We start from the raw sequence: 24,533 nt of genomic DNA on the forward strand, positions 1-24,533 counted from the left end.
TATGAAGAAGTCATCATGCAAACACACATCAACCTTGCGGATATTCGCTCTTTCGTCCTAATCGCTCAACTAGGAAACTTCACGAAAGCAGCAGAGCAACTTGGCGTTTCTCGCTCACACGTTTCACGTCAAATAACAAATCTGGAGCAACAGATTGGTGTCACTGTGCTACAAAGGACCACTCGAACACTGAACCTCACCGAAGCAGGCAAGGTTCTGTATAAACAGTGTGAAACTGCCCTTCACAATATTGATCAAGCTGTTATGGCAGTGGTTGATGATGTAGAAGACTTAAGAGGTGACATTCGTATCAACTGTGTGGGGGGCTATTTAGGAGAAGACGTTGTCGCAGATATCGTTGCTCAGTTTCTAATCCAACACCCACAAGTGAGCATTAACTTAGATTTTAGTAGCCATCGTGTCGATTTAATCGCGGATGAATTCGATATCGCTTTTCGAATGGGAAAGTTAGACGACTCCAACTTTATCGCTCGCAAACTGATCGATGTGGAAATGGGGACATACGCAAGCCCAAACTATTTAGAAACATATGGCTATCCTTCGCATCCAAAGGACTTAGAAAAACACGTTTGTTTGACAGGTAGTGTGACACGGTGGGCATTTGAGAACACGAATACAAAGCAGTCAACGGAACACCAGATACGTGGACAGTTACGATGTAAGAGTGGCAGAGTAATGATAAAAGCAGCCTTGGCGGGAAATGGCATCATCCGTGTGCCAGCACTTTATTGTCAACAAGAACTCCAGACAGGCAAGCTAAAAGAAGTGTTTACCAATTGGAGCATTCCGAGTGTGGAATTTTCACTCCTTTATCATCACGACCGACATCAACCAAAACGCATCCGAGCCTTTGTTGATTTTACCACGCAATACTTTCGCAAACTGCAGAGTAAAGACAAGTAACCTGCACGTTGGTACCTGTCTATGTATGCTTTATAGGCTGAGCCTGTGAACCTGGGGGTTGTTCTAGAAAGAGTGTGAGCATTTTGACTCTTAAGGCTTGGTTTTCATAAACGTCAGAGGTGTTTGTCCAGTTTGCTTTTTGAAAAATGCAATAAAAGCACTGTCTGACGAAAACTCCAGCCAATCGGCAACTGCGCTGACTGGCATGCCCGTTGATAACAATTCAACTGCTTTTAAAAGCCTCCACTGTTGCCGCCAATCTTGATAGTTCATTCCCGTTTCCGACTTAAATAATCGTGTTACCGTCTTGGTGCTTGCCCCAACTTTGCTTGCAAGAGTAGTAAGCGAAGGAGCTAGAAATGAAGGTTCAACCAACTCTCGACGAAACGTTGTTAAGCGCCGATGTGATGGCAAAGGCAACTGAAACGAATAACGTTTCGTAGCATAAAACTCCTCCCAAAAAAGCGCCGTCGTATTTACCATCTCGCTGCTAGGCTTATCCCACTCCCAAAATGACATTTTATCAATAAGAGCTTGGAGTAAATTATTCACTTCTATCATCGTGATCTTACTCGGACAGGCAAACTCCTCACAATCAAAATACAAAGATCGGTACGCCACCACATTCGTCATTAGTGCGCGATGCGGCGTATTAGGTGGGATCCAAACCGCCTTTGTCGGTGGCAAAATACAAATCGAGTCTTCCAGAGCAAAACTCATACAACCTTGAGGTGCGTACAATAACTGCCCTTTCTTGTGCATATGCATACCTGAGTCGTGCTTGCCAATATCCGCAGCAATTCCCACTACATAATTAGTAATCTTGTCTGCATCAAATTGTGTTTTTTCGTTAATATGCGCCATTTTGTCCGAATATTGATGTATTTGGTTTTTATGTTGTTATTAGATCAATCATAGCCTCATTTATACTGCCCGCCAACTTCATTAACGATGGGTAACAATATGAATACTAAGCCCTCTTTATGGCTCATGCTGGTTATGTTGATGTTTCCGCAAATTGTAGAAACCATCTATAGCCCAGCGTTGAGCTCAATCGCTCTATCATTTGATGTAAACCACGCACAAGCAGCCCAAACATTGTCGATTTACTTCCTAGCTTTTGCCATTGGCGTTGTAGTTTGGGGAGTTCTCGCAGATAAACTGGGAAGAAGGCCCACCATGCTTATTGGGCTCTTTATCTATGGCTGCACATCTTTACTCGCAACTCAAACCGAAAGCTTTGCTGTTGTCATGGCCGCGCGAGCCCTAAGCGCATTTGGTATCGCGGTAGGATCCGTTGTCACACAGACCATGCTTCGTGACGCGTTTGACGGTCAAGAACTGAGTAAAGTCTTTAGCTTAATGGGGATGGGTATATCAATCAGCCCGGTAGTTGGCATGCTATTAGGCGGGCAGCTTACAGCGCTTGGTGGATACCGTTATGTGTTTTTTGCCTTGTTTTTAATCGCGTTAGTATTGCTCGCTTATAACGTTATTAAGCTTCCTGAAACACAGAAGGAACAGACACCAGTACGGTTGCATCAACTTAGCTGGGAAATGGTAAGAGACGCGCGAATTTGGCGCTCAGGATTATTGGTTGCTTTGTATAACATTGCTCTATTTTCTTATTACCAGCTTGGCGCATTTACTTTCTCAGCACTTGGGTATAACTCCGAACAATTTGGATACAGTGGCATGGTACTGGGGTTAGGCACTCTGCTTGGGAGTTATTTAAACAAATCCCTAGTGTCTAAAAATGTTCGAAAAAGCCAACTACTTTGGCTCTCAGCAGTATTGCTTAGTTTGGGATCAGTCGGTGTGTTGATTCTGAGCCAATCAATCTGGTTTGTTGCTCCAATGGTGTTAGTCGTCATGTCTTATGGGATTGCGATACCCAATATACTCAGTGACGCACTCGTTGATTATAAACAACAGGTAGGTAGCGCAGGCGCTTTATTTGGGCTCATGTACTACATCATGATCGGGACGGGATTAGCGATGGCTGGAACAGCACAAAACTTAGGTGTCGTTCTATTAGCATGTAGCTGTTTAGCGATTTTATTAGCGTTTTCTAAAAGGCAAGTTCATACCAACTTGTGACCAGATACTACGCATTGCTTGCCTAATCTTCCGAAGATTGGTCTACATCTTTTCTAACGGTTAACTAAAACGTAAATAAAAAGCGCCTGTCGGCGCTTTAATTATCCATAGATCTTATTGCCATGTTGGCTCGCCAAACTCTTCACAACGTTGCTTGTCGTAATTTTCAATGCGCCCGCGTTTACCTACAAACTGAACCTGAACAACCATTCCAGCTTCAACATATTCACTGAAATAATCGCAAGAAACACGAAAACTAGTATCGCGTATAACAATTGGTACCCATTCATAGCCGCCGCTGCGTGGTAAGTAAGACTTGAAGGTAATGACCCCGTCATCTGAAACGTTGATTTCTTCATCATATTCATTCAACTTATAAAAACGTTGTCCATCAAACTCTGTCTTTGCTTTTTCAATTATTTCCTTCGTTGCTGTCGATTGCATCGGCGTATTTGAGACCAGTTGACACCCAACAACAGATGTCAATACGGACAAAGCCAAAGCGAGTTTAGTTATTTTATTCATTTACCTAACCACTGTTGAATTATTCAACACTTACCATTTTAAAAGGAGGGAGACCATACTTTATTTTAAAGAAAATAAAAAGCGCCTTTCGGCGCTTTTTATCTGAACATTTCTTATCCAAACGTCTCGAGTAGATTTTCTAGAAAAGCTAACTTTTTATTACAATGAATTTTATTTAGGCTCTCACCGGAATCTATTGCTATTTAACCCCAAGCTTCAAACTCATTAGGCTTTACGTGTTTTATTTTTAATCTAACGTTGGGATCCAGAGCTGTTTCAGTTCCCAATTCACAGTAGTACTCAACAGCATTTTCATCTTCAATCATGTCAACGAAGCTAGCAACGACACTCAACCGTCCACCACCTCTAGTCAATGAAAAGTACGCATTCTTGTTTTCATTTACTTCAAATTTCAAAGGAATGAATTCAGGTTCTTCAAGAGAAATATCTATCCATTTATAGTTATCTAAACTCTTCCCCTTTCGTGGGGCATAAACTGTTTTCAACCCATTTTCGTCAACAACGAAGTACATCGAATTCTCAGCTTGATTAAAGCAAGCTTTCAAACTGCCACCTTTATTTTCTAAATCACACGTAAATATGACAGAATTTTGGTTGCAGCTTGCACTTACAAAATTTGAAAACGACACAATAAATGAAAACCCGACCATCACAATTGATTTATAAATTTCATTGAATTTAAGCATTTCAACTACATTAAAAATAAAAACAATATATTCACTTTATATTAAAATAGTCTTCATCAGGGAATTTTTCGTTGGTTTTGTTAGTACTATACTTTCCATTATATGGATTAATCGTCAGTTCTTCACCATTATTATCAAACTTAAACTGCCTTCCATCAAACTCTCCCTTTATCCTTAAACTTACTCTACCTTCAATAATCTCAACATATTCATATCTTGATGAAAAACTATTCCAGCAAACATCTCGCCTATGTTCGTCATAATTAGCAGAAAAAACTATTGTAGAAGAACAATAATTCTCTTCTCCATTTCTATTCCAATACAAAATCCTATCTTTAGGTATATTCATATTAAAATTATCTCTCTGGAAAATGTAAGACAACACGCCAGTATAATTATTATTAGCGTTTTTTATTATTTTACCATTATCTCTGTCCAATAATGTATGATCGATAATATCAAAACCATAATCGTAAATGTCATAACTAAGGTTCAAACTACCAATCTCTTTTGGAACTTCTTTTTTTTCTGTGTCAAAAATAAAGTATGCTTCGCTATTTATATTACCATTAGTCAAGTCAACCAAATAAAGCTCTTCATTCAATTTAATTAAATCGCTTGTGCCACATGAGTCAAAAAAGCTAAAATCATATGAAGTTCCATTTGCTTTTAGAGAATATTGACAAAAAGGCCCCTCAGCCTCTGTGAATTTTTGCTCTTGCGTAATACTGCTTTCTGCAAAAGAATATGTTGATAAAAAGATTAAACTAAATGTAATCATTTTATTCATTTATCATTAACTCCAGCTTGTGATGTACACTCTTACTTCTTTTATAGTAATTTTTATTGATCATTGAACTATCCTTAAGATAAAACTTACTAAAGTCATAGTTATCGGATATTGAATTACAATTAATCAACTTTGAAAGTTTTAATAAGTTATTTTTTCTCTCTAACAAATGATTGTAACCACCATTTACTGAGATCGTTACACGAAATAGATCATTCTTGGTAGCGAATGGACGAATATCTCCCCAAGCACTACCTTTTACCCAAAACCACCCTGAAGAATCTACTGCCGTGTGTAAATCTTTAGCAACGCTTTCTATCATTTCTTTTGTAAGATCTTTAGTATTCACACCAAAGTATTTAGCATAGTTTTCTATATGTGTTATCTGTAATAAACCACGTCCATGATAGAATGCACCACCTCTGTACTTATTCCATTTCTCTGGATATTTCCCGTTATAATAGTACTCTTCCGTCGTTTTGAAAAAATCACTTTCTTGAAATGCTTGAGACAGAAAGTGGATTTTATTCAAACAATCATCGATTTCATACGTCCTAAACATGTCATTCAAGCTATTTAATAACTCATCTAAAGAAACATTTCTCATACTGTCATAATGAGAGTTCTCAAAAATAGTTTCTTTTCCACCTAAGACTTCAAGTAAAAAACTCTTGGAAATATCACGATTACAGAAACATTTACTTTGGGTGTGATTTCCTACAAAAGGCCAATAATGCCAAAGGCTCTTATCATCGCTTAGTTGCAAATCACCATGTAAATCTTGCATCCATGAAAACTTATCTGCTCTTTCCAGTTCGAATTGCGAGAAAAGATCAAAGCTATCCATCACTTGATCGCGCCATGGGGAGTTACGGTAGTCCTCTATAGTCACAAAACCAGCGGAGCACTTAATATCTAGAGCTTCCTTTGCGGTCTGATGGATTGATTCATAAAGACTTTGTGACGACTCTGTATGCCAATCTGTAGGATGTTTCACAATAAATCGCTCAAAGTGTTTACGCTTACCGTCTAAGTATACTTTGGCATCGCGAGCAGTGAACGAGGAGAAGTCCGTTACTTGATCTTCTGTCACAGATTCAAGTAATTGCTGAATAAACGAATTACTCATATCAACGGCACCGCTACTATCGGCCCCATCGAGAACAACAAGTGGATTTTCTTCCGCATTTTTGGGAGAAATCTGTTTTTTGAAAAATTCGGGCGGCTCCTCAAAAGAGAACATCTCGATATGCACACGATTATCTTCTTTCTTAGTTCCAATTGCATCGTTACTGTACTCATGCAGTCCCATGTAACCGATATCTTCCCCAGCTGAAACCTTTATCCCCTCTCTAAATAGGAGTGGGAGTAAAGAAACCACACTACCGTCCCTAATCATTGCCGCCTTGTCCGACATCCATTTAGGTTCTGAAACTGGTTCTGATAGGACAGCAGAGGAATCTTCTAAAATGTCAAAGTCACTATTGAGACCCGAAGCAAACCAAACAATCTTGTTTAACAGTGCTTTTTCGCTACCACTTGCCGATTTACCATTCTCTACCACACGGCACTTTATCATTTTGTAGGTATTTTTGTCGATCTGGTATGGATGGGTCTCCTTCTCTTCTGCATACAGGTATTCAAGTAATGTTCCTTTAGACATCGACTGTTTTTTTTCACCAGAATTAGTAGGCACATCACTATGTTTGAAAGTGCGTACATTTCTCGCTTCTTGTAAACGGTAACGCGTGGTTATAGATGAATTGGCGCCAATATCTGAAGGTGGCGCAAGGTGCATATAAAGTGTATAGAACTTAAATACATCTTCATTATCTTCGGGGTTTACAGCCTCATGCTCGATAAGCACAAAGTTATTACTATACTTAAACTCTTGCTCTTGGTACGTTGATGTTAGGTAATCAGGATTTATGCGAAATGTCACTATTTTTCCATCAAGCATCGCTTGAATAGGTCTGAGCCCTTTCCCCCACGGTAACATTTTTGATGTTAAGTGAATGCCACTATGCCAACCGTACCCTTGTCCTATTAAATAACGACCGCTCTTAGCTTGATCAAACAATTTCGTAAAATCACTGAGCGTGTAGTAAGCGTCACCTTCTCGTTGCGCTATCGGAAAAACTGCATCCATGATTTAAATGTCCTAGTCAGAAAAGTTATCGTCAAAAGTGACAAATGATGGGCGGTTCAAGTTGTTTGACTTCGTGTACACCACCGCATTAACCCTACCTAAATTAGTAGCAAAGCTAGATTGGCTCGCTATGTTAACGGTACTCCCAAGGGCCATTGCCGATATAGAAATTAGGGTGTCATTTTTGGTTTCGAAAATTTGGCTAATGACGTCAGGAAGTGCTTGTTTGAAGTGGTTAAGTGCTTTTTTATAACCGTTTATACCCTCTTCAACAGAACTCAACGATCTTGCAGAAGCTTGGCTTTGTATGAAATCTAAACGACCGATGATTTCACTGTTTAGCTCATCGATGTATGAACAGATTTGATTGTTTATCAACGTCCATAAAACAAACTGCAAATACTTCACAGTATTCCCAGTCCCTAAAAAGCGAAGCTTCGCTAATAATTCATAGGGAGGCTCAAACACATCAGCTTGATATAAGACTCTCAATATATCGCCATTTTCGTGCACTTGCTCCAAGAGCAGTTCAACTAAAGGTTCATATTTCTCTAGCGCAGTAGTATCAGTTTGGATGTGATAAAGTGCCGAAACATAAGCATCAGAAAAGTCTTTAGAGTGATTTTGACTAATCGCATAAGGAGACGATATACGGCTTTGCTCTAACACAATGTCTTTAAAGTCATCATCACTGAAGGATGGGGACATCAATATCCCCCAGTCATTAGCAACCCCAACACGATCTTCCCAAAATGGTGAGCGGCGACCTGCGACAAACGTACAAAAATCATTCGGATCAGGGTAAGTTTCCGTCACAATATTTTCAGCTAAAGATTGGTTCGGGGTGTAAGAGTCTTGAGTTTCACTGAGCACTAACTTGCATTCTTTTAGAGCGAGACCATTAACAGATGCTTTTCCGCTAGAATCCAGCACTCCACTCCCAATGACAGCACCTGAAGGTTCGACTAAAGAAAATTGTGCATTAGAGTAAGGGAGCCCATTTGGATATTTGCATTCTATATCCAGCGTATACGTCCCTTCCTGCTCTTCACTCACAGAAACCGATGGATTTTGTGCGCCGCCAAGACACACAGTGTTGGCTTTATTCATGGTCATTTGATCGGACAGGCGACATACGCCCTTACCTTCAAACTTAACCGTTGGTGAAGCTGAAATGAATTTTGCTTCGGCTTCTATCGTGCCTGAGGCAACGCCTTTTCTGTCACCGCCCGCATCGCCGGTACTTTTTGAGAACGTACTGCCCTTGATAGCGACACTGTTACCGCCATCCATAGAGACTGTCGTAGTCCCACCTGCAAGGTCTGCTGATTTAGCATTGTTGCCATAAGGGATAGGAACGACTGGCTTGCCGACCTTAGTTAAACAAACATCTGGGAGCGTTGCATTCGCTTCACCACCTGAGCCTTTATGAACTATCGAAAGTCCATTCGCACCAACTGTTACGCCCATAACCAATCCATTTGAATTTTATTGATTGAATGATAAAAGAGATCGCAAACTGCAATCTCTCTAAATAACTAGTGAATTTCACTAAAAGACCAGTGATATTCACAATAAGCCCTAAAACTGACAGAAGATCTCATTTTAGATCTCTGGTTATCTATACATTTCAAGCAGTTGCTGAAATTTTAAGTCTATGACGATGTAGGTTGCCGCATACATAAGCGCAAACGTCATCGCACTAAGACTCAAGATCAGCTTGGGTGAAATTACCCTTTTTAACGGCTTCTTTAGGTATTTAGCTTTAAGGTTGATTAAAGAAACTTTTTCTTGTTCTGCTAGGCGGTCATCTCGCACTAATCGATAAATGGTGCTGCCAATTTCCGCTAACTTTTCGTTACCACGCTCTTCACGGCCGTACTTGCCTTGGAAACCAAGTTGAAGCAATAAATAGAGAAACTCTATAACGTGACGGTATTTGCGAGGGTCGGCTTTTAAGCGGTCGAGAATAACGAAAAACTTGTCACCACCAGATGTTTCGTTATGGAATTCAGACAGTAAGCTGTTCTGGCTCCAGTGACTATTTGCCCCCCACTCTTGCCGACAAACAGATTCATCAATCGCCGCACACAAGCAGTAACGAATAACAAGAACCGAAGCACGATCGAGCTCCATTTCATTAAGTTTTCGTTCACCTTTTCGAATCTCACGTGCCACTTGTTCACGAAATGGCATCGGGTCATCAAGCCAAGGGATCGAAGACATACAAGACAGACTAGCGATCAACCATGAGAACTGGTCCACTAGCGGGTTAATACCCATGTTATCGATAGATAGATCTTGTACTGCGATGTTTCTCGACAAGTCAGGCGCTGGCATTACCTCCATTGGTTTGCCAGGCTCTGGTTGGAATAAGACTACGGTGACGTCGGTTTCTGCGTAACTCATAGACGAACGGCCCAAAGTTGCAATGATAAGTTAGCGAAATCGCCCGCAACGTGAATCGCAATCGCAGCAGTGTTCTTCAATGCCATCCACTCTTCGCCCGTTTTATCGAGCTCGAAATAGGTGTAGCCAGCGTGATACGGCAGCGCGCGTGGCACAACTGGCATTGGTTTGATCTCAATCCCAGGCAGTTGAAGGTTAATCAAGTCACGTATGTTATCGATAGAACCGATCTTCGTTTGGCTGACAAACTGGGTATGCAGAACATCCAAGGTCACGTCGGCTTTAACTGCGAGGATAAAGGTTGTCGTATCAATGATCTTATTGTCAGGGATTGCTGCCGTTCTGATGCCATAGTTCTGATCTTTTAAGGTCAGTGGAATTGCTCTTTGCTCAGACATCACGCTCAATGTCATTTTTGCACTGTCTAGGACGCGAGAAAGACAGCTAGTAAGATCACCATGATTGTACTTCGTAAACTCAATAGGTCGGCGTGTCGTTGAGCACAGCGTCGAAAGCTCACCTTCTGCCTGAAGAAGAATTCGATACAAAGACTCAGGATGCACAGCTTCTGTGCTGGCGAAATGCCAAAACAAGGGTTCGTATCGGTTGAGCGCTTGCAATAGCATAAAGTCAGAAACCGATGATACGCCTTGTTGATCCACCACCCCTAATCGCTGAACTATCGATTCCGCGCGATGCTTCAACATAGAAGCAAACTCGGTCGCAAATTTACTCAGTACTGTCGACGCATGAATATCGATACAGGTAGGAATGAAACTATCATCTAAGATCACGCTGCCATCAGGCTTCACTTCTGAGATCTTTAAGATCGGAATAGACGTGTAAGCACTCTTATCTTCATGATCGTACATTAAGCAAAAGTTAAGCTTACCGACGACGATATTTGCCATGTCTTCCGAATCATAACAAGCGTCAACCGCTTCTTGAGATTCCATCGTATAGCGCGCACCGTCTTTTTTGGTACCAAACAACTCAGAACGTTCCGATGGTAACGGACAGCACAAATAAACGACTTTATCGGCAATCGAAGGATCTACATCTTTCACTTCAGGCAGCTCAGCAAGCAACGGAAGCTCAAATGGTGTCCGGTCTTGTAAAATACCTTCAGCACGAGTAATACCGATTTTACCCAGTGCTAGTAACTGAGAGTTGATTTCTAAACGTTTAATTCCCCAATGCAAAGGCGATGCATTGGCACTCAGTAGGCTCGATAGTTTACTTTGCGAACGATCGAGTTGTTGAAAATGCTGCGGCTTCATGAACATTCCATCTTGCCAAACAACTGGATTGTATAAAGACATGTTTCTATCCCTTAAAAGTAAACCTGTTCAATGCCGCGAGTGTTATCAGAAATTAACTCACTGCCCTCTAACTTGAGCTTGATGTAGTACTCGCTCTTCTCTTCAATAACTTCCACTTTTCGCCATGACGAACCATCAATATCACGAAAAGCCACTGAAAAACCGACGGCACGAGTGTCAGGGTCTAGCGTTAGCATTTCATGAACTTTTCCACCTGGCTGTATTTGATATTCGTAACGTTTGATGTACTCATCACCCAACGACGCTTTATCGCTCTCAAACAAGGCAAAGAAATCTAAGCTTCGGAACAATACTGGCGAACTTAATTCGTGAAGACGGAGAATAACTGGAGATGACTGGCCCCCATTTCTCACATTGAGTACAGGTGATGCCTCAATAACCAATTCAATCGACGAAGTTTCTGGTGTGATACCAGTGGACTCTTTAAATTGATCCCACATGGAACAACCGGACAACATGGCAAATCCGAGTAATACGGCGATACTACGCATGGTTTCCCTTAATCACTTTGTTATAGTTTTTCTTAATCAGCCCTTTTAAGGATGTTTCATTAAGCAGGCGACGATTATTAGTGTAGAAATCTAGGTATTCGGCCCACAGCTTTGACTTAGTTGAGAACAAAGACTGGCTAGCGACCCTGTTAGCAAATGCTACGGGATCGTTCGTTTCTGACTGTTCTAAAATGAGCTCATTCAGTGCTTTGTTAAACATAACTTGGTGGTCGTTCAGCTCATCGAGCATTTGTTCAACCAGTTCATTTGGAGCCAGTAATTGCTGACTATTCAAAGTAAGCATTAGCTCTGCAATGTTCGAGTTAGCCTCACTCGCACTCTGCTCATCTTTTAACGATTCCACTTCGTGCAACTCTTTCTGTAGGTTATCAATACATAAACGCAAGCAAGTACCCATTTGCTTGAATAACTGCGCCTCGTTTGTCATCAACTCTGGGTTTCGAATACCCAAACCATCAAAAAACGCTTGCGCTATATCTTGAGAGCAAACGGCCGCATCAGTATCGACTTGTGCTTTCGTCGTACTGTTTATCGCGTGCTCTGCCGTAGGTATTTGAAGTTGCTGATTAGTGTTAGGAGAAGGCGTAAAAGATTGGGTCATCTCTTCCCATTTTGACCCTGTGTTAGCCTGTTCTACGACCATCTCAGTAACATTATGCGTACGATGTTGTCTTTGAATCGTGCTATCTGGGGCTACTGTGCCAAGTTGCATCACCTCAGCTGAGGCAATATCGGCTCTATGTGCCTTACCGCTTTCTGGCGCTAATGCATCATTGACCGATGCGTTACTCTTGGTTTCCACAGCCATCCAGTCTTCAGGGATTAGGCTTGGTTGATCAAATTCGGAATATATACTGAAACTGTCATCGACCACCTGACGTGTGCTTTCCACGGTTCTAGGTTGTTCAGATTCTGTACGCTCATTATCACGAATTAAGTAATCGTCATCTCGCTGCATCGAAAAGTTAAGGTGAGCAACAGGATCATGACAATCAATGTCATCCTGTTTAGTCTCCATAAACAAATCTTCTAAGGCACCGACTTTTTCTTCCTCTTCGACAACCGCATCTCCTAGACTAACCAGAGGATCGCTAGATACTCGCTCAGGAGCAATATCAGCGGCGATGTCTAGTGTTGAGGTAACGTGCTCAAGAGAAACACCAATCTCATATTGCCCTAAAGAAATGATGTCGCCATCAACTATCGCAACGGGTTGATTTTTTAATATTTTATTCCCATTTACCATTGTGCCGTTAGTTGATACGTCACTTATATAATAGGTATCTCCATACACGCTGAGCAAACAATGAGTGCCCGATATAAAGCGGTTGTGATCGGCTAAAGACACGCTACAGCTTGGGGAACGACCTATCGAACCACCACTTTCAGGCATTTCAATATGCTTTGCACCGGTGTATTCCTCTGGACACTTTGAGATAAATAAAACTAGCTGATTTGAGTACATTTACGAACCTCAAAAGAGCAAAGAAACTGATAGTTCAAGCCCACCAATTCCATCATTTACAACCGGAAGGATATAAGAGGCCTGCGGGATAATTTGTATATGGGCGTCAGGATTACTGCCTAACTTTATAGCAGTACCAAGGGTCACAACCGCACCTAACTCAAACTGGTCGATGTCTTCAACACTCTCATAACGATAGCCCTCTTGGTCTACTTGCCAGCGATTAGAATATTGCGAGTAACCGACAGACAAGCCCGCACCAACGTATGGCGTGAAAACACTCCAAGAAGTCAACGCATATTGAGGAACAACACGAAGTTCATAGTTCGTCGCTTCTTGATATAAGCCGTTTGCTGGCGCTTCAATATCTTCTGCTAGATAGTTTAGCCCTAACCACCAACGCCAACGGTTATTGTTTTCATCAATAGGACGAGTATGAACCAAGCCGAACCTAAGCGTATCCTGCTCACCACTTTTACCTTCATCGTATTTAATGCTATCGATAGTCAACATACTGGTAGAGAGTCCATATCGCTCCCCTTTTGCCATTGCAACAGAAGAAAATAGACACATGGCTGAAATCAGCCCAATTTGACTTGGTTTTAGCATTTCGTCCCTCTAGGAAAACCGATATTCTACTTAGAGGCGAAAGATATCAATTATATTCTCTTTTTCAATAAGCCTAAAAAAACACCTATAATTTAATACATTTCAACTATCAGGTTGGTTGTTTTACCTACAAACAAAAACTAAAGAACCGACTACAGATTAAGTGACGAGACAGTAAATCTTTCTATTTAAATAGAAGTCACAGAATTTGATTGCTAATTGAACAAACCGTAATCTCCGATAACAATTTAGTTACTTTTTAATCAACGTTCTCATCTTCATATATAAGTTTCTTCTTATAAATAGACTTAACTATTGATATTAATATTATGAACAAAGATCACACTAAAAGTAATTTAATTTCTTTTAATGAATTTTTATTATCTAATCCGCTTATTTTGTCTATAGAATTGCGGCAGATGTGCACTGCTTATAATTTAATATAACAGTAGTGAAATCCTATATAACTTAATACTTCTATATGATCAGTTGGAACTTTCCTTATGTTTTTTACCGACTTCGCTCGAAGACCAATCGATGAAAATAACCCAAGCGGCTCTAATCCTAATGGTTCTGAGGATTTTGACGAAATTAAACGTCAAATAAACAACCTGAATAAAGTCACAGGGAGAGTCTCGTGGAAAACGGTTCAAACACTCTCAAAAAAGATCTTGAGTACCCAAGCGAAAGACCTACGTTGTTGCTGTTACTTTACCGTTGCGTCAACCTATAACGACGGCTTAAGAGGCCTTGTTGAAGGGTTAAACTCAATACTTGATGTGTGTGTCGTATATTGGTTCAACGCGTATCCAGAGCATTCAAAGTCAAAGGCACGAATGAGCGCTATTGAATGGATGGTAGAGCATACTGAAAAACGAATTAATAAGCATCGAGCGTTACCAGAAGAGCTTCCATTGATAGAGGCAGCACATCAGTTATGCTTGAGGATTGAGGAAGAGCTTCGTCTTCATTACGGTATTGAAGCGCCGTCATTAGGTCGCATTCGCCGTATTTTGAATCAATGGATTGAGCAGATAAAAGAACAACAGATTGCGGCTGAGTTACGCGAGAAAAAACAAGCCAACACTAGCGCTCCTGCAGCAACGCAGAAGGCACCTGAAATTAAAGTGAATGTGTCTCCCTCTCCAGCACCGGTGTCACCACCCAACCTAAATAGCCAAGAGAAAGCATCACCGGCAAAGTCTGGTCGATTTATGATCTACTTCGTTATTGGTTTGATTGTTACTGCGATATGTTCACATTTCATGTACGAGCAACAACGTTATCGAACATTGGAACAAAAAATTAATCAAGCTTCACTTAATGAACTTGTAAATTTGGTCGCCTCGTTAGATTACGAAAATAAAAAATATGCTCAGTCATTGAAAACGCAGGCCATTAATCGTGTCGATATTATGATGAATAACTGGTTTTTAGACTCGGCAAAAGTAAGTAACGTCAGCGAGCTCGATAGCTTGACCAATGAATTAATCGCGATCTATCCGGATTCGTCTTCTGCACAGCAACTACGTCAGAACTTTTTGACACAGAGCGCCCATTTAGAAGACCAGTTTATGGATGTTTATAAGCGATTCTCAGACGCAAGAACGGTGTTTGCCAACGTAGCTAGACAGAATGTAGATAAGAACTCTGAAAAGGCGTACGAATACAGTAACTCGTTATTCCCGCTTTTAGGTCGTATTGAATACGCTGAAAAGTATTCACAGCAAAAGGAAATTGACCGCGCAACCCTTTTACTGAACATCTACCTATATAAATTGAGTCAGCTACAAGCTGAAAAAACTGACAATAAATAACAATACAATTAAAGAAGTTTTAGGCTTATGTTCAAACAAAAACTGTTTAGAAATCCAGTGGTGATTTCTACTATATTGATGTTTTTAGTGGCTGCAATTATCACCACTATTTATCTGCTTTTTCTTGACGAAATCGATCAACTTTATCTTTGGCTGACCCTTGGTGCTATCGCCATTGTTTACGTCACTTTTCAATTCACATTATGGTTGAAGAAAAAGAACAACGCTAAAGCTCAACATTTGGAAACCGAGGAAGAAGCACTTTCTATGGTTATCCAGCCTCTTCTTGCTAACTCAGGCAAGAAACCAATTTACCTGATGCTTGGTAATAAAGGGTCAGGGCGACGTCAATTTTTATTTAATTCTAGTGCAATCAAACCGATGGATCGCACTAGAACCGCTAAGAATGACTTTTTTGAATGGTACGAATCTGACAGCGCTGTATACATCAAACCAGACCAACGCTTAGTGTTCCAGGAAGTATCAAGCAGTGATGCTTCTTTATGGAATACGTTCATTGAAGAAGTTATTCATCATCGACCTCGAAAGCCATTTTCAGGCTGTCTATTCTTCACCGATTTCGAGTTCATGATCGTCTCTGAGCCAGAGCAAAAAGAGTACACCATTTCGTCGTTATTGGCGCGCTTGAGTACCATCAACTCTAAAACGTCTTCGGCATTGCCAATCTATTTGATTATGTCAAAGCTAGACAAGTTAGATGGCTTTAAAGAATACATGCACTTTAGCTCTCTCAAGACACGTGTTGAGTTCCTCTCTATCCCACTAAAAGAAGCCAAAGGTGTATTTGCAGAGTACTACCGCGATAGCTATCGAAATCTAGTGAGAGTGCTTGAAAGTAATGCGCTAGATGCATCCGCTAATTCAACGGACATTGATGAGAAACAAGCAATACTCGCTTTTCCTAAGCAGTTTGAGCTATGTCAGTCTGAGGTCAGCTATGTGCTTGAGCGTCTATGTGATGTTAACAACGGTGTCTATTCACTAGACATCCGTGAGATTTTCTTTAGTTCGAGTCTGCAAGGCGGTCGCAAGTACAATTTACTTGCAAAAAGTTGTAGTAATTACTTCAACTTACCTATTATCGCGTCAGAGCATACTCAGTTAACAGAAACGCCTTATTTCTCTCGCTTTCTGATTGATTCACAAATATTGCCGGAAAGCGACTTTGCGGGCGAAAACAAGACGTATCTTCGTCTAATTCAGAGACAAAGCCGTTTGGCAATACTCGGCTCTATTATCCTGCTTACTGGGGGCAGTTACTTCTTTTTCACGACATTAGACAGTAACTTACATGTGATGAATCAACTCTTGAGTATCGATGACAAATCACAAGTGGAGCAAGATGCAAGATTCAAAGAGCTTTTAGCGAAGGCGACGAAAGCAATAGAGCCTTCTTATGGGGCGTGGCTTAAAGGTTCTAAGGCTTTGGATGAAGAGATATTACCACTCAACATTAGCCGTTTGGATCAAAGCACTCGCATCGCATACGAAGCATTACTTAAGGACGTTGCTCAACAGTTGATACCTCTCATTGAGAAAGGTTACCGTCTACAACTGACACAAAATCAAAACACTTTTACACGCGCTTTACCTCTATTGAAGGGGTATCTAATGCTAAACGATCCAACAAAGCGTGATACCCGTTTTTTGCGTCATCAAACTCTCCAAATGATGAACGACTTGAGCAACCAAAGTGACGTCGTCAATCAGGCGATGCGCTATTTGGACGCTTACTTTCGCACGCAGTTTGAGCCAATTGATATCAATATGGATCTTGTTCGCGCAACACGTCGCTCATTGCTAGCAAATTCGAATGTTGATCTCGTTTATGCAGGCATTTTAAACGAAGCAAATTCGATTGATTTAGGAACCCTAGATCTGCAACGAGCTGTGGGTTTTGAGTTTAGCAATGTATTCAACACACCAATCGATAGCGAACGCTTGATCGTAGATAAGATCTATACCTCCACTGGTTTTAGCACTTTTTATCGACCACGCGTGGACCTAATGTCACAACAAGTCATCAGTGACAACTGGGTTTTAGGTCTGTCACAACACGTTATTCCTACTAGTGAAGAACAAGAAGCCTTCAAAGAGGAAGTACGTAAAAAATACACTGATGACTACATCAGTAATTGGCGCAATGCGCTGAGTGAACTAAAAGTCCAGAACTATGACAATGTCGGCGATCTAACGAACGCGATAGACTTAATCTCGGGCCCTTCTTCACCAATGACAACCGTACTGAAACAGGTCTATGCCAACACACAATTTTCACCCGTTGGTGAAAAAAATGCTCTGATTTCAAAACTAGACCCGAAACTCGTGGCAGCGGCAGACTCCGCATCAGACGCAGTAGAGGAAGTAGTTAAGCCTGATTACTTGTTGATGAAACGTGTTGAACAAGCTTTTCACTTATTAAACCAACTTCAGGTCAGTGAAACACCAAACTCCCCTACTCCTTGGGATGAGACCGTAACAGCGTTAAGCCGTGTTCGCACATATATGAAAGACATCGCTGATGCACCTGACCCGCAAATGGCGGCGCTAGCGGCAGCTCAGCATCGAATGAACAGCAGTGAAGCTGACCCATTAATCAAACTTAAACAGATTGCCCAAAAATCACCGGAACCCGTTCGTAGCTGGTTGTTAGATGTGGTTCAACAAAGCTGGTCAGTCATGATTAAAGAGTCCGCTAAAGGCATTCAAACCCAATGGTACAGCGAGATTTACACCAAGTTTAAAGAGATAGGGCTGGGACGATACCCATTTGATCTAACAGCGACCGAGGAAATCTCAATTGAAGATTTTGAATTACTGTTTGCTTCAGGTGGCTTGTTAGACACATTTATTCAGAAAAATTTTGCACCGTTCTACGATACCAATTTATGGACGCCCAAACAGGTGGATGGCGAGACGATGCCAATCTCTCCGGCTCTGTTAGTGCAACTGCGTAACTATAACGTTATTCGAGACACATTAATTAATAAAAGCACTAACCGCGTTCATATTCCGTTTAGTGCAAGAGTACTCGATCTTGATTCTAGTGCGATTAGAGCGAGCTTAAAAATTGCAGATACCAATATAAGTTACTACCACGGTCCAAGCCGCATTCGTGAAATGGCATGGCCACCGCAAAATGGTGACTTCAATATTAGTATCACACTCCAGGATGTAACCGATGAAGGCAGACAGCACGTTTTAAATAAGAGTGGTCAATGGGCGATATACAGATTGCTAGGTGACTCGACCTTGACAAACACTCATAACGGCAGCTTTGTCAGTGACATAAAAGTGTCAGGGAGGGACTTGAGCTTACGCATCACTCCGTTGACACAGAAAAACCCATTCACTCTTGCTGAGCTGTATAACTTTACGCTCCCAGAGTCGATTTAATAACAATATAAAAACAAAATAGGCAGAACACATGATTTCAAACATGACTTTACAAGGTTTAGATAAATTAGATCGAAAAATACTTTCAAGTCTATTGTCGAATGGGCGAGAGTCGATTGCGAATCTATCCCGAAACATTGGTTTGTCTCGAACAGCAGTAGCAGAAAGAATTAATCGTTTAGAAAAGACCGGTATTATCAAAGGCTATACCGCACAGATTCGTGTAGAAAATGAAGGGCGAAAAGCCGCTAGTTATCTACTGATCTCTTGTGAAAAGGGTAAGAAGAATGATGTAACGAATGCACTTAAAGAAATCCCTGAGGTTCGCTTAACGAGCGTTGTTGGTGGCAACTTTGATATTATTGCCCTAATTGAAGCGCCCGACCTGCAGTCTATTCATCATCTTTGTAATGAAATTGAATCATTTAACGGCATTCAAAGGCTTGATACTACCGTTGTACTGCACCAGCCGATCAGTCGTTAAGCTTTTCTGACCTCTTTGAGGAAAACATAAAGGGCCGCTCGTTGAGCGGCTTTCTTATATGCTTCCGATAAGTCGAATTTTGGCGTCTTTATCACCTGGGTTGCCAAGCCAGAACGTTTGACCTAGTTGGTTCCCTTCTCCATTACCCAGTTTGTTTTCTGGAATACTGTCGAGGTTAACTGTCAACTTTAGGTCCCACGACATTGGGTCACGCAGAATAAAGCGCATCAAGCCCACCAGCGTCTTATGTAACTCACCATCGTAGGAAAACTGCTTAAACGTTTCAAAATCAATGTTGTCGATACACAAGTTAAACTTGCCGTTCAAATCCGCAATGCTTTGTCCCAAGTGTAAGCTTTGCCCCAATACACAATTGGAACGATTGAGTTTGTTACGCTGGCTTTCAGCGATTTCTACGCGTCTATAAACCCATTCTTCGATTCGCACATTCGGCAGCGAAAAGTAGTGCGAAACAATACCGGAAATAAGCTTGGGTGAGCGTGTACGCGTAGATAACTGGTTCACGTAAGACAGAACTTTCGCTCGATCTAACTCCGCTACTTCACAATCTTGCATAACGCTAGAAAGACCAGCCAAATGCAGTATGCGCCCAGAAAAAGCATCGCTTGCCCCGCTTTTGTACTGCACGTGATATCGGTATTTCTTCCAAACACGATACAGTAAGCTTGTATAGCGGTTGTGGAAAAAGTCGAAGAAATCCTTCACTGGGTTATCATCGGGATCACGACCGACGAGTTTCTCAGTGTAAGACGCAGGCAGGGGCGAGCTTGAACCATGCAAGCCAAGAAAGTTCGTCTCAATACGTGAATATTGCTGTCCGTTTCTTTCCATATGAGTAATAAAGTCCATATCACTCTTTGGAAAGCACAGGTTTGGCGACACGCTGAACTCAATTCGCTCTTGATGGAAGTATTTGTTCTCGCCCACGGCAACAAAATTTGAGTTTGGCTCCAGCTGGTAGTGTTTCTCTAACAGCAACACTGCTTGGTAGAAACTAAACTCATTCGACTTATCAGAAAGTGTATTAATCATAGTATCGTCTGCTGCCCGATTAGGCTTGCCCAGTTGTAAACCTCGCCCGTCGCTTCATCGAACACCTCTAGTTCGGTAAAGGAGTTCACACTCGAATACAAACGGATAAATTCATTCAATACCGTGGCCATAAGGAACATATCGCCTTCATTTACGAAGAACTTAGAGTCCGTCACGAGCTTGAATTGGTTACCACGCACAGATACACCACGAAATACGCGATCGATTGGTTTCATCTCTGAAGAAATAATGCCATCAAGTCGATGAATCGACGCGCGGTGGGCTTGTCTATCGATTCGAGAGTGGAAGTCGTAAGTCGAGAGCAACACTTTCAACACATCGATATTGGCCAAAGACAAGTAGTTGAGCGACATGTTGGCAATCAACTGCCATTGAAGTTCACCATTAACCTGAGGACTTACTGACTGTGTTGGCTTAGTAATGTTTTTAAACGTCGCATACGTTGGCGATTTGTGCGTCGCGTAAGTGATGTCTCCTACTGACAGGCGCTCCGCTAAGTCTGCGTTACTGCATTGCAGTTTCATCAATACTGTTTCAGTCCCTAAATCCGCGATGTCGCCATTGTGAGTATGGAATGAGATATAGCGCTCTAACCCTCTTCCGCTTACTCGCTCGCCCACTTTGGATTTGTAGAATTCTCGCTTATCACGCTGGTTGATTTGGTGCTCAAACGATTCAAATTCAATCAGTGGTTTTCGGCGACGCTCGTCTTTACTCCAGCTCTCCACTTGCTCAATGGAATAAACCTCGTAATGCTCCTGAGTGTTACTTTGTGGACGCACCTTGTACTCGTTTCGTCGATGCTCTAAGCGGATTGGATCGCCGTCTTTTTCAAACAAGTTAACCGCAGGTGTGCAGTGCAACCTTAAGTGTTTATCTTTAAGTACCACTTCTGAAGGCAAAGCACGCTTAAAGTGGAATTTGATTTTGACCGTGCTGCGTTGCGGAATGCCTTTTAGCCACTCTAAGCCCTTGATGTCGAAGAACATGAACTTATCTGGCAAAGAGAAGAATTCTTGCAGCAAACGGTAGCCTGCAAAGGAATTTTTGCTGTAAGGCAACAGCGCCTCGTCCTCTTCATGCCCGACTGGCTTAACGTATTCTGGCCCTAAACGATGTTTGTAGCCGCCACCAACATCCAGCTCGACGTGATCTAGATAACGGAACAGCCATAAGAAGACAGTGCGAGTAATATGAATCTCACCATGCAGGTGCAATCGCAGCGTGTCTAAACCTATCCGAGACAGCTCAAGGCCATGCTCCGTCGATAACGTCACATCAATCATCGAGCTGGTGCGGCTGTTAGTTTGTTCGATGTTAGTAATCGTAATTGGGTATAGATTGACGTCATAACAAGTACGGAACAAACACTGCGTGCCTTCTACCTGCTCGCTGGCCATTTCCGCACCACGTTTCACCACGGTTTTCTCAGTAACACTTCCGGTATGCGGTTTTAGTTCGCTAATACACAAAGACGGAATCGAACGCATGTAATGTGGCCACAGCAAAGTCATCAGAGATTGCGTTAGCTCAGGAAGTTCATCGTCAATCTTTTCGCGGATGCGTCCGGTCAAAAAAGCAAAACCCTCCAGCAATCGTTCGACATCTGGATCAAAAGTTCCTTCAGAGAGAAAGTGAGTTAACTTCGGATGATATTTGGCAAACTCACTACCCGACTCGCGTAAATACGTGAGTTCATCTTGAAAGTATTTACTGTTACTCAAGTGGCACCTACTAAACGTTAAATTGGCCGTCGGTTCCCATGTAGACATCGATCGACATTGGGACTTTACCGCCGTTATGGGAAACTTCGCCGCGAATACCAAAGCCGAGTTGTAATGGATTATGGTGATCTTCACGGTAATGAACCTCGACATTAAGCAATCGGGGCTCAAAGCGTTCTATGGTTGACGTAATGTTTTTTTGAATATGGCGAACGAGGTTTGTGTTGTTAGAAAGTACGTCGTTAAAATCTGGCAGACCATACTCATTGTCGATCATTGCGTTGCCGGAATGCGTATTCAACAAGTCAGCGAGATGCGAGTGAATGGATTCAATCAAATGCTTATGAGACACCACTTTCTCGTAGCAGTTTTTTGGTTCTCCTAGCTCGATCCGCTCTAAAAGACGGTAACCTTTTTCCATATGCGGTCCTACGAAAAAAGCAGCCAGTCTTCACTGGCTGCTTGATGGTTTCAGTAATGGGTTATTGGTCTAGCTTACCAACTAGAGACAAGTCGAAGCTTGCGCCCATGTACTTGAAGTGAGGACGTACAGACATCGATACTTTGTACCAACCTGGATCGCCTTCTACGTCTGATACCTCTACCTTCGCAGCGCGAAGTGGACGACGACCACGGACTTCCGCTGGCGGGTTCTCCTGGTCAGAAACGTATTGACGGATCCACTTGTTCAATTCGATTTCTAGGTCAGAACGCTCTTTCCAAGAACCAAATTTGCTCACGCTGTAGAACTTTTATGTAGTGCGCTAAACGGTTGATAATGAACATGTAAGGAAGCTGAGTACCTAGCTTGTAGTTCATCTCGGCTTGTTTGCCTTCAGGCGTGTTCGCAAACACTTTTGGTTTTTGAACAGAGTTTGCAGAGAAGAACGCCGCGTTGTCAGAACCTTTACGCATGGTTAGCGCAATGAAACCTTCTTCTGCTAGCTCATACTCACGACGGTCAGAAACCAGGATCTCGGTTGGGATCTTAGTCTCGATTTGACCCATAGCTTCAAAGTTGTAAACCGGTAGATCTTGTACAGTACCACCGCTTTGAGGACCAATAATGTTCGGACACCAACGGTACTTAGCAAATGATTCACTGATCTTAGACGCCATCGCGTACGCTGAGTTACCCCATAGGTAGTTATCATGGCTGTCTGTCACTTGCTCATCGTAGTCAAACGCCTTAATTGGGTTATCTTCAACAGAGTAAGGCGTACGTAGCATAAAGCGAGATGTACATAGACCTAGGTAACGTGCATCTTCGTGCTCACGCAGACCACGCCATTTCGCGTACTGTGGACCTTCGAATACAGACTTAAGATCTTTTAGGTTTGGCAGCTCTTCGTAGCTGTCTAGACCAAAGAATTTAGCCGATGCCGACGTGATGAATGGTGCGTGAGACATTGCACCTACGTTCGCCATATATTCCATCAGTTTGATGTCAGGCGACGAAGCTGACATAGCGTAATCACAAATGACGGCGCCAACAGGTTTACCACCGAACTGGCCGTATTCACGTGTGTAGATTTGCTTGTACAGGCCAGACTTCACCACCTCTGGCGCGTCTTCGAAGTCATCAAGAACTTCGTCTTTCTTTGCAGAGATCAGTTCGATTTGAATGTTCTCGCGGAAGTCAGTGTGATCAACCAGGTACTTAAGGCCACGCCACGTTGATTCAATCGCTTGAACTTCTTCGTTGTGAAGAATTGCATCAACTTGCTTAGACAATTTTTGGTCGATTTCAGAGATCATCAGATCAACCAGAGATTGGTCGACTTTCTCTGTGTTCGAACTACTTAGTAGCTCACTGATGAATGCTTCTACGCCGCGTTTTGCAACGTCAAAACCTTCATCACTTGGCTTTAAACGTGTTTCGTTAAGAATGCTATCCAGAAGTGAGCCTGATTCAACTAAGGCTGCTTCTTGTTCTGGCGCTTGTGCTTCTGCAGACATGATATCCCTTACTCTTCTTTCGCGTCTTGGTCGTTGCCAATGCTTAGTTCATCCAACAGTTTCTTTCTCGCTTCTTCATCTTGAAGAACCGATGCGATCTTCTTACGGAACGCAGGAACATTTCCTAGAGGACCTTTCAGTGCAACCAAGGCTTCGCGAAGCTCAAGTAGGCTGTTTAGTTCAGGTACACTTTTCGCGATCGCTTCAGGAGAGAAGTCCTTCATATTTTGGAACGTCAGATCAACACCAATCTGGCCGCCTTCTTCATCAGAAAGACGGTTTTCAACGTTGACTTTAACGTTTGGAGACATGCCCTCTAGCACTTCGTTAAAGTTGTCTTTGTCGATGTTAATTGGAGTACGTTCTTCAATTGGTGTCTCATCTGCACGCGCAGTAAAGTCGCCAACTACCATCATGCTTAGCGGCAGCTCTACGTCTTCTTGCGTATCGCCAGTTGCTGGAACATAACGGATATTAATTCGCTCTTTAGGAGCCACCGAGCCGTCACGTGACATAATTCGTTCC

The 24,533-nt window shown here is 42.1% G+C and carries 19 protein-coding genes and 2 pseudogenes; 5 read left to right on the forward strand and 16 right to left on the reverse strand.

Annotation, left to right across the window (positions count from 1 at the left end; genetic code table 11):
- Positions 1-15 precede the first annotated feature (15 nt).
- A complete protein-coding gene (locus R7P72_RS02010) occupies positions 16-924 on the forward strand; it encodes a LysR family transcriptional regulator (RefSeq protein ID WP_213906999.1) in 909 nt (302 codons plus the stop codon).
- A 90-nt stretch (positions 925-1,014) separates the two neighbouring features.
- On the opposite strand, the gene R7P72_RS02015 is transcribed toward R7P72_RS02010, so the two are convergent.
- Positions 1,015-1,788 carry an AraC family transcriptional regulator gene (locus R7P72_RS02015; protein ID WP_213906998.1) on the reverse strand — a complete coding sequence of 258 codons (774 nt, stop codon included), beginning with the start codon at positions 1,786-1,788 and terminating at the stop codon, positions 1,015-1,017.
- 99 nt (positions 1,789-1,887) lie between these two features.
- Between R7P72_RS02015 and R7P72_RS02020 the strand changes: the two genes are divergently transcribed.
- Positions 1,888-3,024: a multidrug effflux MFS transporter gene (locus tag R7P72_RS02020; RefSeq protein WP_213906997.1), complete on the forward strand. Its 1,137-nt coding sequence runs from the start codon at positions 1,888-1,890 to the stop codon at positions 3,022-3,024.
- Positions 3,025-3,138: 114 nt separating this feature from the next.
- On the opposite strand, the gene R7P72_RS02025 is transcribed toward R7P72_RS02020, so the two are convergent.
- The 10 genes and pseudogenes from R7P72_RS02025 to R7P72_RS02070 form a co-directional block, all read right to left on the reverse strand.
- Positions 3,139-3,549, reverse strand: a complete 411-nt coding sequence (locus R7P72_RS02025) for a hypothetical protein (protein WP_005373341.1) — start codon at positions 3,547-3,549, stop codon at positions 3,139-3,141.
- A gap of 203 nt (positions 3,550-3,752) precedes the next feature.
- Positions 3,753-4,256, reverse strand: coding sequence for a hypothetical protein (locus tag R7P72_RS02030; protein WP_005373343.1), 504 nt, complete (start codon positions 4,254-4,256; stop codon positions 3,753-3,755).
- A gap of 31 nt (positions 4,257-4,287) precedes the next feature.
- On the reverse strand, positions 4,288-5,046 hold the full coding sequence (locus R7P72_RS02035) for a hypothetical protein (protein ID WP_005373345.1): 759 nt from the start codon (positions 5,044-5,046) through the stop codon (positions 4,288-4,290).
- Positions 5,039-7,195 carry a hypothetical protein gene (locus tag R7P72_RS02040; protein ID WP_213906996.1) on the reverse strand — a complete coding sequence of 719 codons (2,157 nt, stop codon included), beginning with the start codon at positions 7,193-7,195 and terminating at the stop codon, positions 5,039-5,041. Before R7P72_RS02040 ends, R7P72_RS02035 begins: the two co-directional genes overlap by 8 nt.
- A gap of 1,022 nt (positions 7,196-8,217) precedes the next feature.
- A pseudogene (locus R7P72_RS26355) lies at positions 8,218-8,665 on the reverse strand (DUF4150 domain-containing protein); the annotation flags it as partial.
- A gap of 147 nt (positions 8,666-8,812) precedes the next feature.
- Complete coding sequence (icmH, locus tag R7P72_RS02050) at positions 8,813-9,604, reverse strand: type IVB secretion system protein IcmH/DotU (protein ID WP_005373354.1); 792 nt, start codon at positions 9,602-9,604, stop codon at positions 8,813-8,815.
- Positions 9,601-10,926, reverse strand: coding sequence for a type VI secretion system baseplate subunit TssK (gene tssK / locus R7P72_RS02055; RefSeq protein WP_005373357.1), 1,326 nt, complete (start codon positions 10,924-10,926; stop codon positions 9,601-9,603). Before tssK ends, icmH begins: the two co-directional genes overlap by 4 nt.
- Before the next feature lie 11 nt (positions 10,927-10,937).
- The gene (tssJ, locus tag R7P72_RS02060; protein ID WP_005386118.1) at positions 10,938-11,438 is read right to left on the reverse strand and encodes a type VI secretion system lipoprotein TssJ; all 501 of its coding nucleotides are present in this window, start codon (positions 11,436-11,438) and stop codon (positions 10,938-10,940) included.
- Positions 11,431-12,924, reverse strand: a complete 1,494-nt coding sequence (locus R7P72_RS02065) for a type VI secretion system-associated FHA domain protein (protein WP_213906995.1) — start codon at positions 12,922-12,924, stop codon at positions 11,431-11,433. The genes tssJ and R7P72_RS02065 overlap by 8 nt, the downstream gene beginning before the upstream one ends.
- 9 nt (positions 12,925-12,933) lie before the next feature.
- Positions 12,934-13,533 (reverse strand): hypothetical protein, encoded by a 600-nt coding sequence (locus tag R7P72_RS02070; protein ID WP_017633753.1) that lies wholly within the window; start codon positions 13,531-13,533, stop codon positions 12,934-12,936.
- A 503-nt stretch (positions 13,534-14,036) separates the two neighbouring features.
- Here R7P72_RS02070 and R7P72_RS02075 point away from each other — a divergent pair.
- From R7P72_RS02075 to R7P72_RS02085, 3 genes are read left to right on the forward strand one after another with little or no spacing between them, the layout of a single operon-like run.
- The gene (locus tag R7P72_RS02075; RefSeq protein WP_172563743.1) at positions 14,037-15,350 is read left to right on the forward strand and encodes a type VI secretion system ImpA family N-terminal domain-containing protein; all 1,314 of its coding nucleotides are present in this window, start codon (positions 14,037-14,039) and stop codon (positions 15,348-15,350) included.
- Positions 15,351-15,377: 27 nt separating this feature from the next.
- Positions 15,378-18,767 (forward strand): type VI secretion system membrane subunit TssM, encoded by a 3,390-nt coding sequence (gene tssM / locus R7P72_RS02080; RefSeq protein WP_213906994.1) that lies wholly within the window; start codon positions 15,378-15,380, stop codon positions 18,765-18,767.
- 31 nt (positions 18,768-18,798) lie between these two features.
- On the forward strand, positions 18,799-19,251 hold the full coding sequence (locus R7P72_RS02085; RefSeq protein WP_005373369.1) for an Lrp/AsnC family transcriptional regulator: 453 nt from the start codon (positions 18,799-18,801) through the stop codon (positions 19,249-19,251).
- 54 nt (positions 19,252-19,305) lie between these two features.
- On the opposite strand, the gene tssG is transcribed toward R7P72_RS02085, so the two are convergent.
- The 5 genes and pseudogenes from tssG to tssB form a co-directional block, all read right to left on the reverse strand.
- Positions 19,306-20,304 (reverse strand): type VI secretion system baseplate subunit TssG, encoded by a 999-nt coding sequence (gene tssG, locus R7P72_RS02090; RefSeq protein ID WP_005373373.1) that lies wholly within the window; start codon positions 20,302-20,304, stop codon positions 19,306-19,308.
- On the reverse strand, positions 20,301-22,049 hold the full coding sequence (gene tssF, locus R7P72_RS02095) for a type VI secretion system baseplate subunit TssF (RefSeq protein WP_005373374.1): 1,749 nt from the start codon (positions 22,047-22,049) through the stop codon (positions 20,301-20,303). Before tssF ends, tssG begins: the two co-directional genes overlap by 4 nt.
- Positions 22,050-22,059: 10 nt before the next feature.
- Complete coding sequence (gene tssE / locus R7P72_RS02100; protein ID WP_005373376.1) at positions 22,060-22,470, reverse strand: type VI secretion system baseplate subunit TssE; 411 nt, start codon at positions 22,468-22,470, stop codon at positions 22,060-22,062.
- Between the two features lie 61 nt (positions 22,471-22,531).
- Positions 22,532-24,008 (reverse strand): annotated as a pseudogene (gene tssC, locus R7P72_RS02105) (type VI secretion system contractile sheath large subunit).
- Between the two features lie 8 nt (positions 24,009-24,016).
- Positions 24,017-24,523, reverse strand: a complete 507-nt coding sequence (gene tssB / locus R7P72_RS02110; RefSeq protein WP_005373381.1) for a type VI secretion system contractile sheath small subunit — start codon at positions 24,521-24,523, stop codon at positions 24,017-24,019.
- Positions 24,524-24,533: the final 10 nt, after the last annotated feature.

The organism is Vibrio sp. Vb0888 (assembly GCF_033338835.1).
GTDB lineage: Bacteria > Pseudomonadota > Gammaproteobacteria > Enterobacterales > Vibrionaceae > Vibrio > Vibrio alginolyticus.

Coding starts and splice junctions, on each gene's coding strand:
- R7P72_RS02070 (WP_017633753.1), bottom strand. CDS start 13,533: ATGCTAAAACCAAGTCAAATTGGGCTGATTTCAGCCATGTGTCTATTT.
- R7P72_RS02030 (WP_005373343.1), bottom strand. CDS start 4,256: ATGCTTAAATTCAATGAAATTTATAAATCAATTGTGATGGTCGGGTTT.
- R7P72_RS02010 (WP_213906999.1), top strand. CDS start 16: ATGCAAACACACATCAACCTTGCGGATATTCGCTCTTTCGTCCTAATC.
- tssK (WP_005373357.1), bottom strand. CDS start 10,926: ATGTCTTTATACAATCCAGTTGTTTGGCAAGATGGAATGTTCATGAAG.
- R7P72_RS02065 (WP_213906995.1), bottom strand. CDS start 12,924: ATGTACTCAAATCAGCTAGTTTTATTTATCTCAAAGTGTCCAGAGGAA.
- tssB (WP_005373381.1), bottom strand. CDS start 24,523: ATGTCACGTGACGGCTCGGTGGCTCCTAAAGAGCGAATTAATATCCGT.
- R7P72_RS02025 (WP_005373341.1), bottom strand. CDS start 3,549: ATGAATAAAATAACTAAACTCGCTTTGGCTTTGTCCGTATTGACATCT.
- tssE (WP_005373376.1), bottom strand. CDS start 22,470: ATGGAAAAAGGTTACCGTCTTTTAGAGCGGATCGAGCTAGGAGAACCA.
- R7P72_RS02020 (WP_213906997.1), top strand. CDS start 1,888: ATGAATACTAAGCCCTCTTTATGGCTCATGCTGGTTATGTTGATGTTT.
- tssG (WP_005373373.1), bottom strand. CDS start 20,304: ATGATTAATACACTTTCTGATAAGTCGAATGAGTTTAGTTTCTACCAA.
- R7P72_RS02085 (WP_005373369.1), top strand. CDS start 18,799: ATGATTTCAAACATGACTTTACAAGGTTTAGATAAATTAGATCGAAAA.
- tssJ (WP_005386118.1), bottom strand. CDS start 11,438: ATGCGTAGTATCGCCGTATTACTCGGATTTGCCATGTTGTCCGGTTGT.
- R7P72_RS02015 (WP_213906998.1), bottom strand. CDS start 1,788: ATGGCGCATATTAACGAAAAAACACAATTTGATGCAGACAAGATTACT.
- R7P72_RS02040 (WP_213906996.1), bottom strand. CDS start 7,195: ATGGATGCAGTTTTTCCGATAGCGCAACGAGAAGGTGACGCTTACTAC.
- R7P72_RS02075 (WP_172563743.1), top strand. CDS start 14,037: ATGTTTTTTACCGACTTCGCTCGAAGACCAATCGATGAAAATAACCCA.
- tssM (WP_213906994.1), top strand. CDS start 15,378: ATGTTCAAACAAAAACTGTTTAGAAATCCAGTGGTGATTTCTACTATA.
- icmH (WP_005373354.1), bottom strand. CDS start 9,604: ATGAGTTACGCAGAAACCGACGTCACCGTAGTCTTATTCCAACCAGAG.
- R7P72_RS02035 (WP_005373345.1), bottom strand. CDS start 5,046: ATGAATAAAATGATTACATTTAGTTTAATCTTTTTATCAACATATTCT.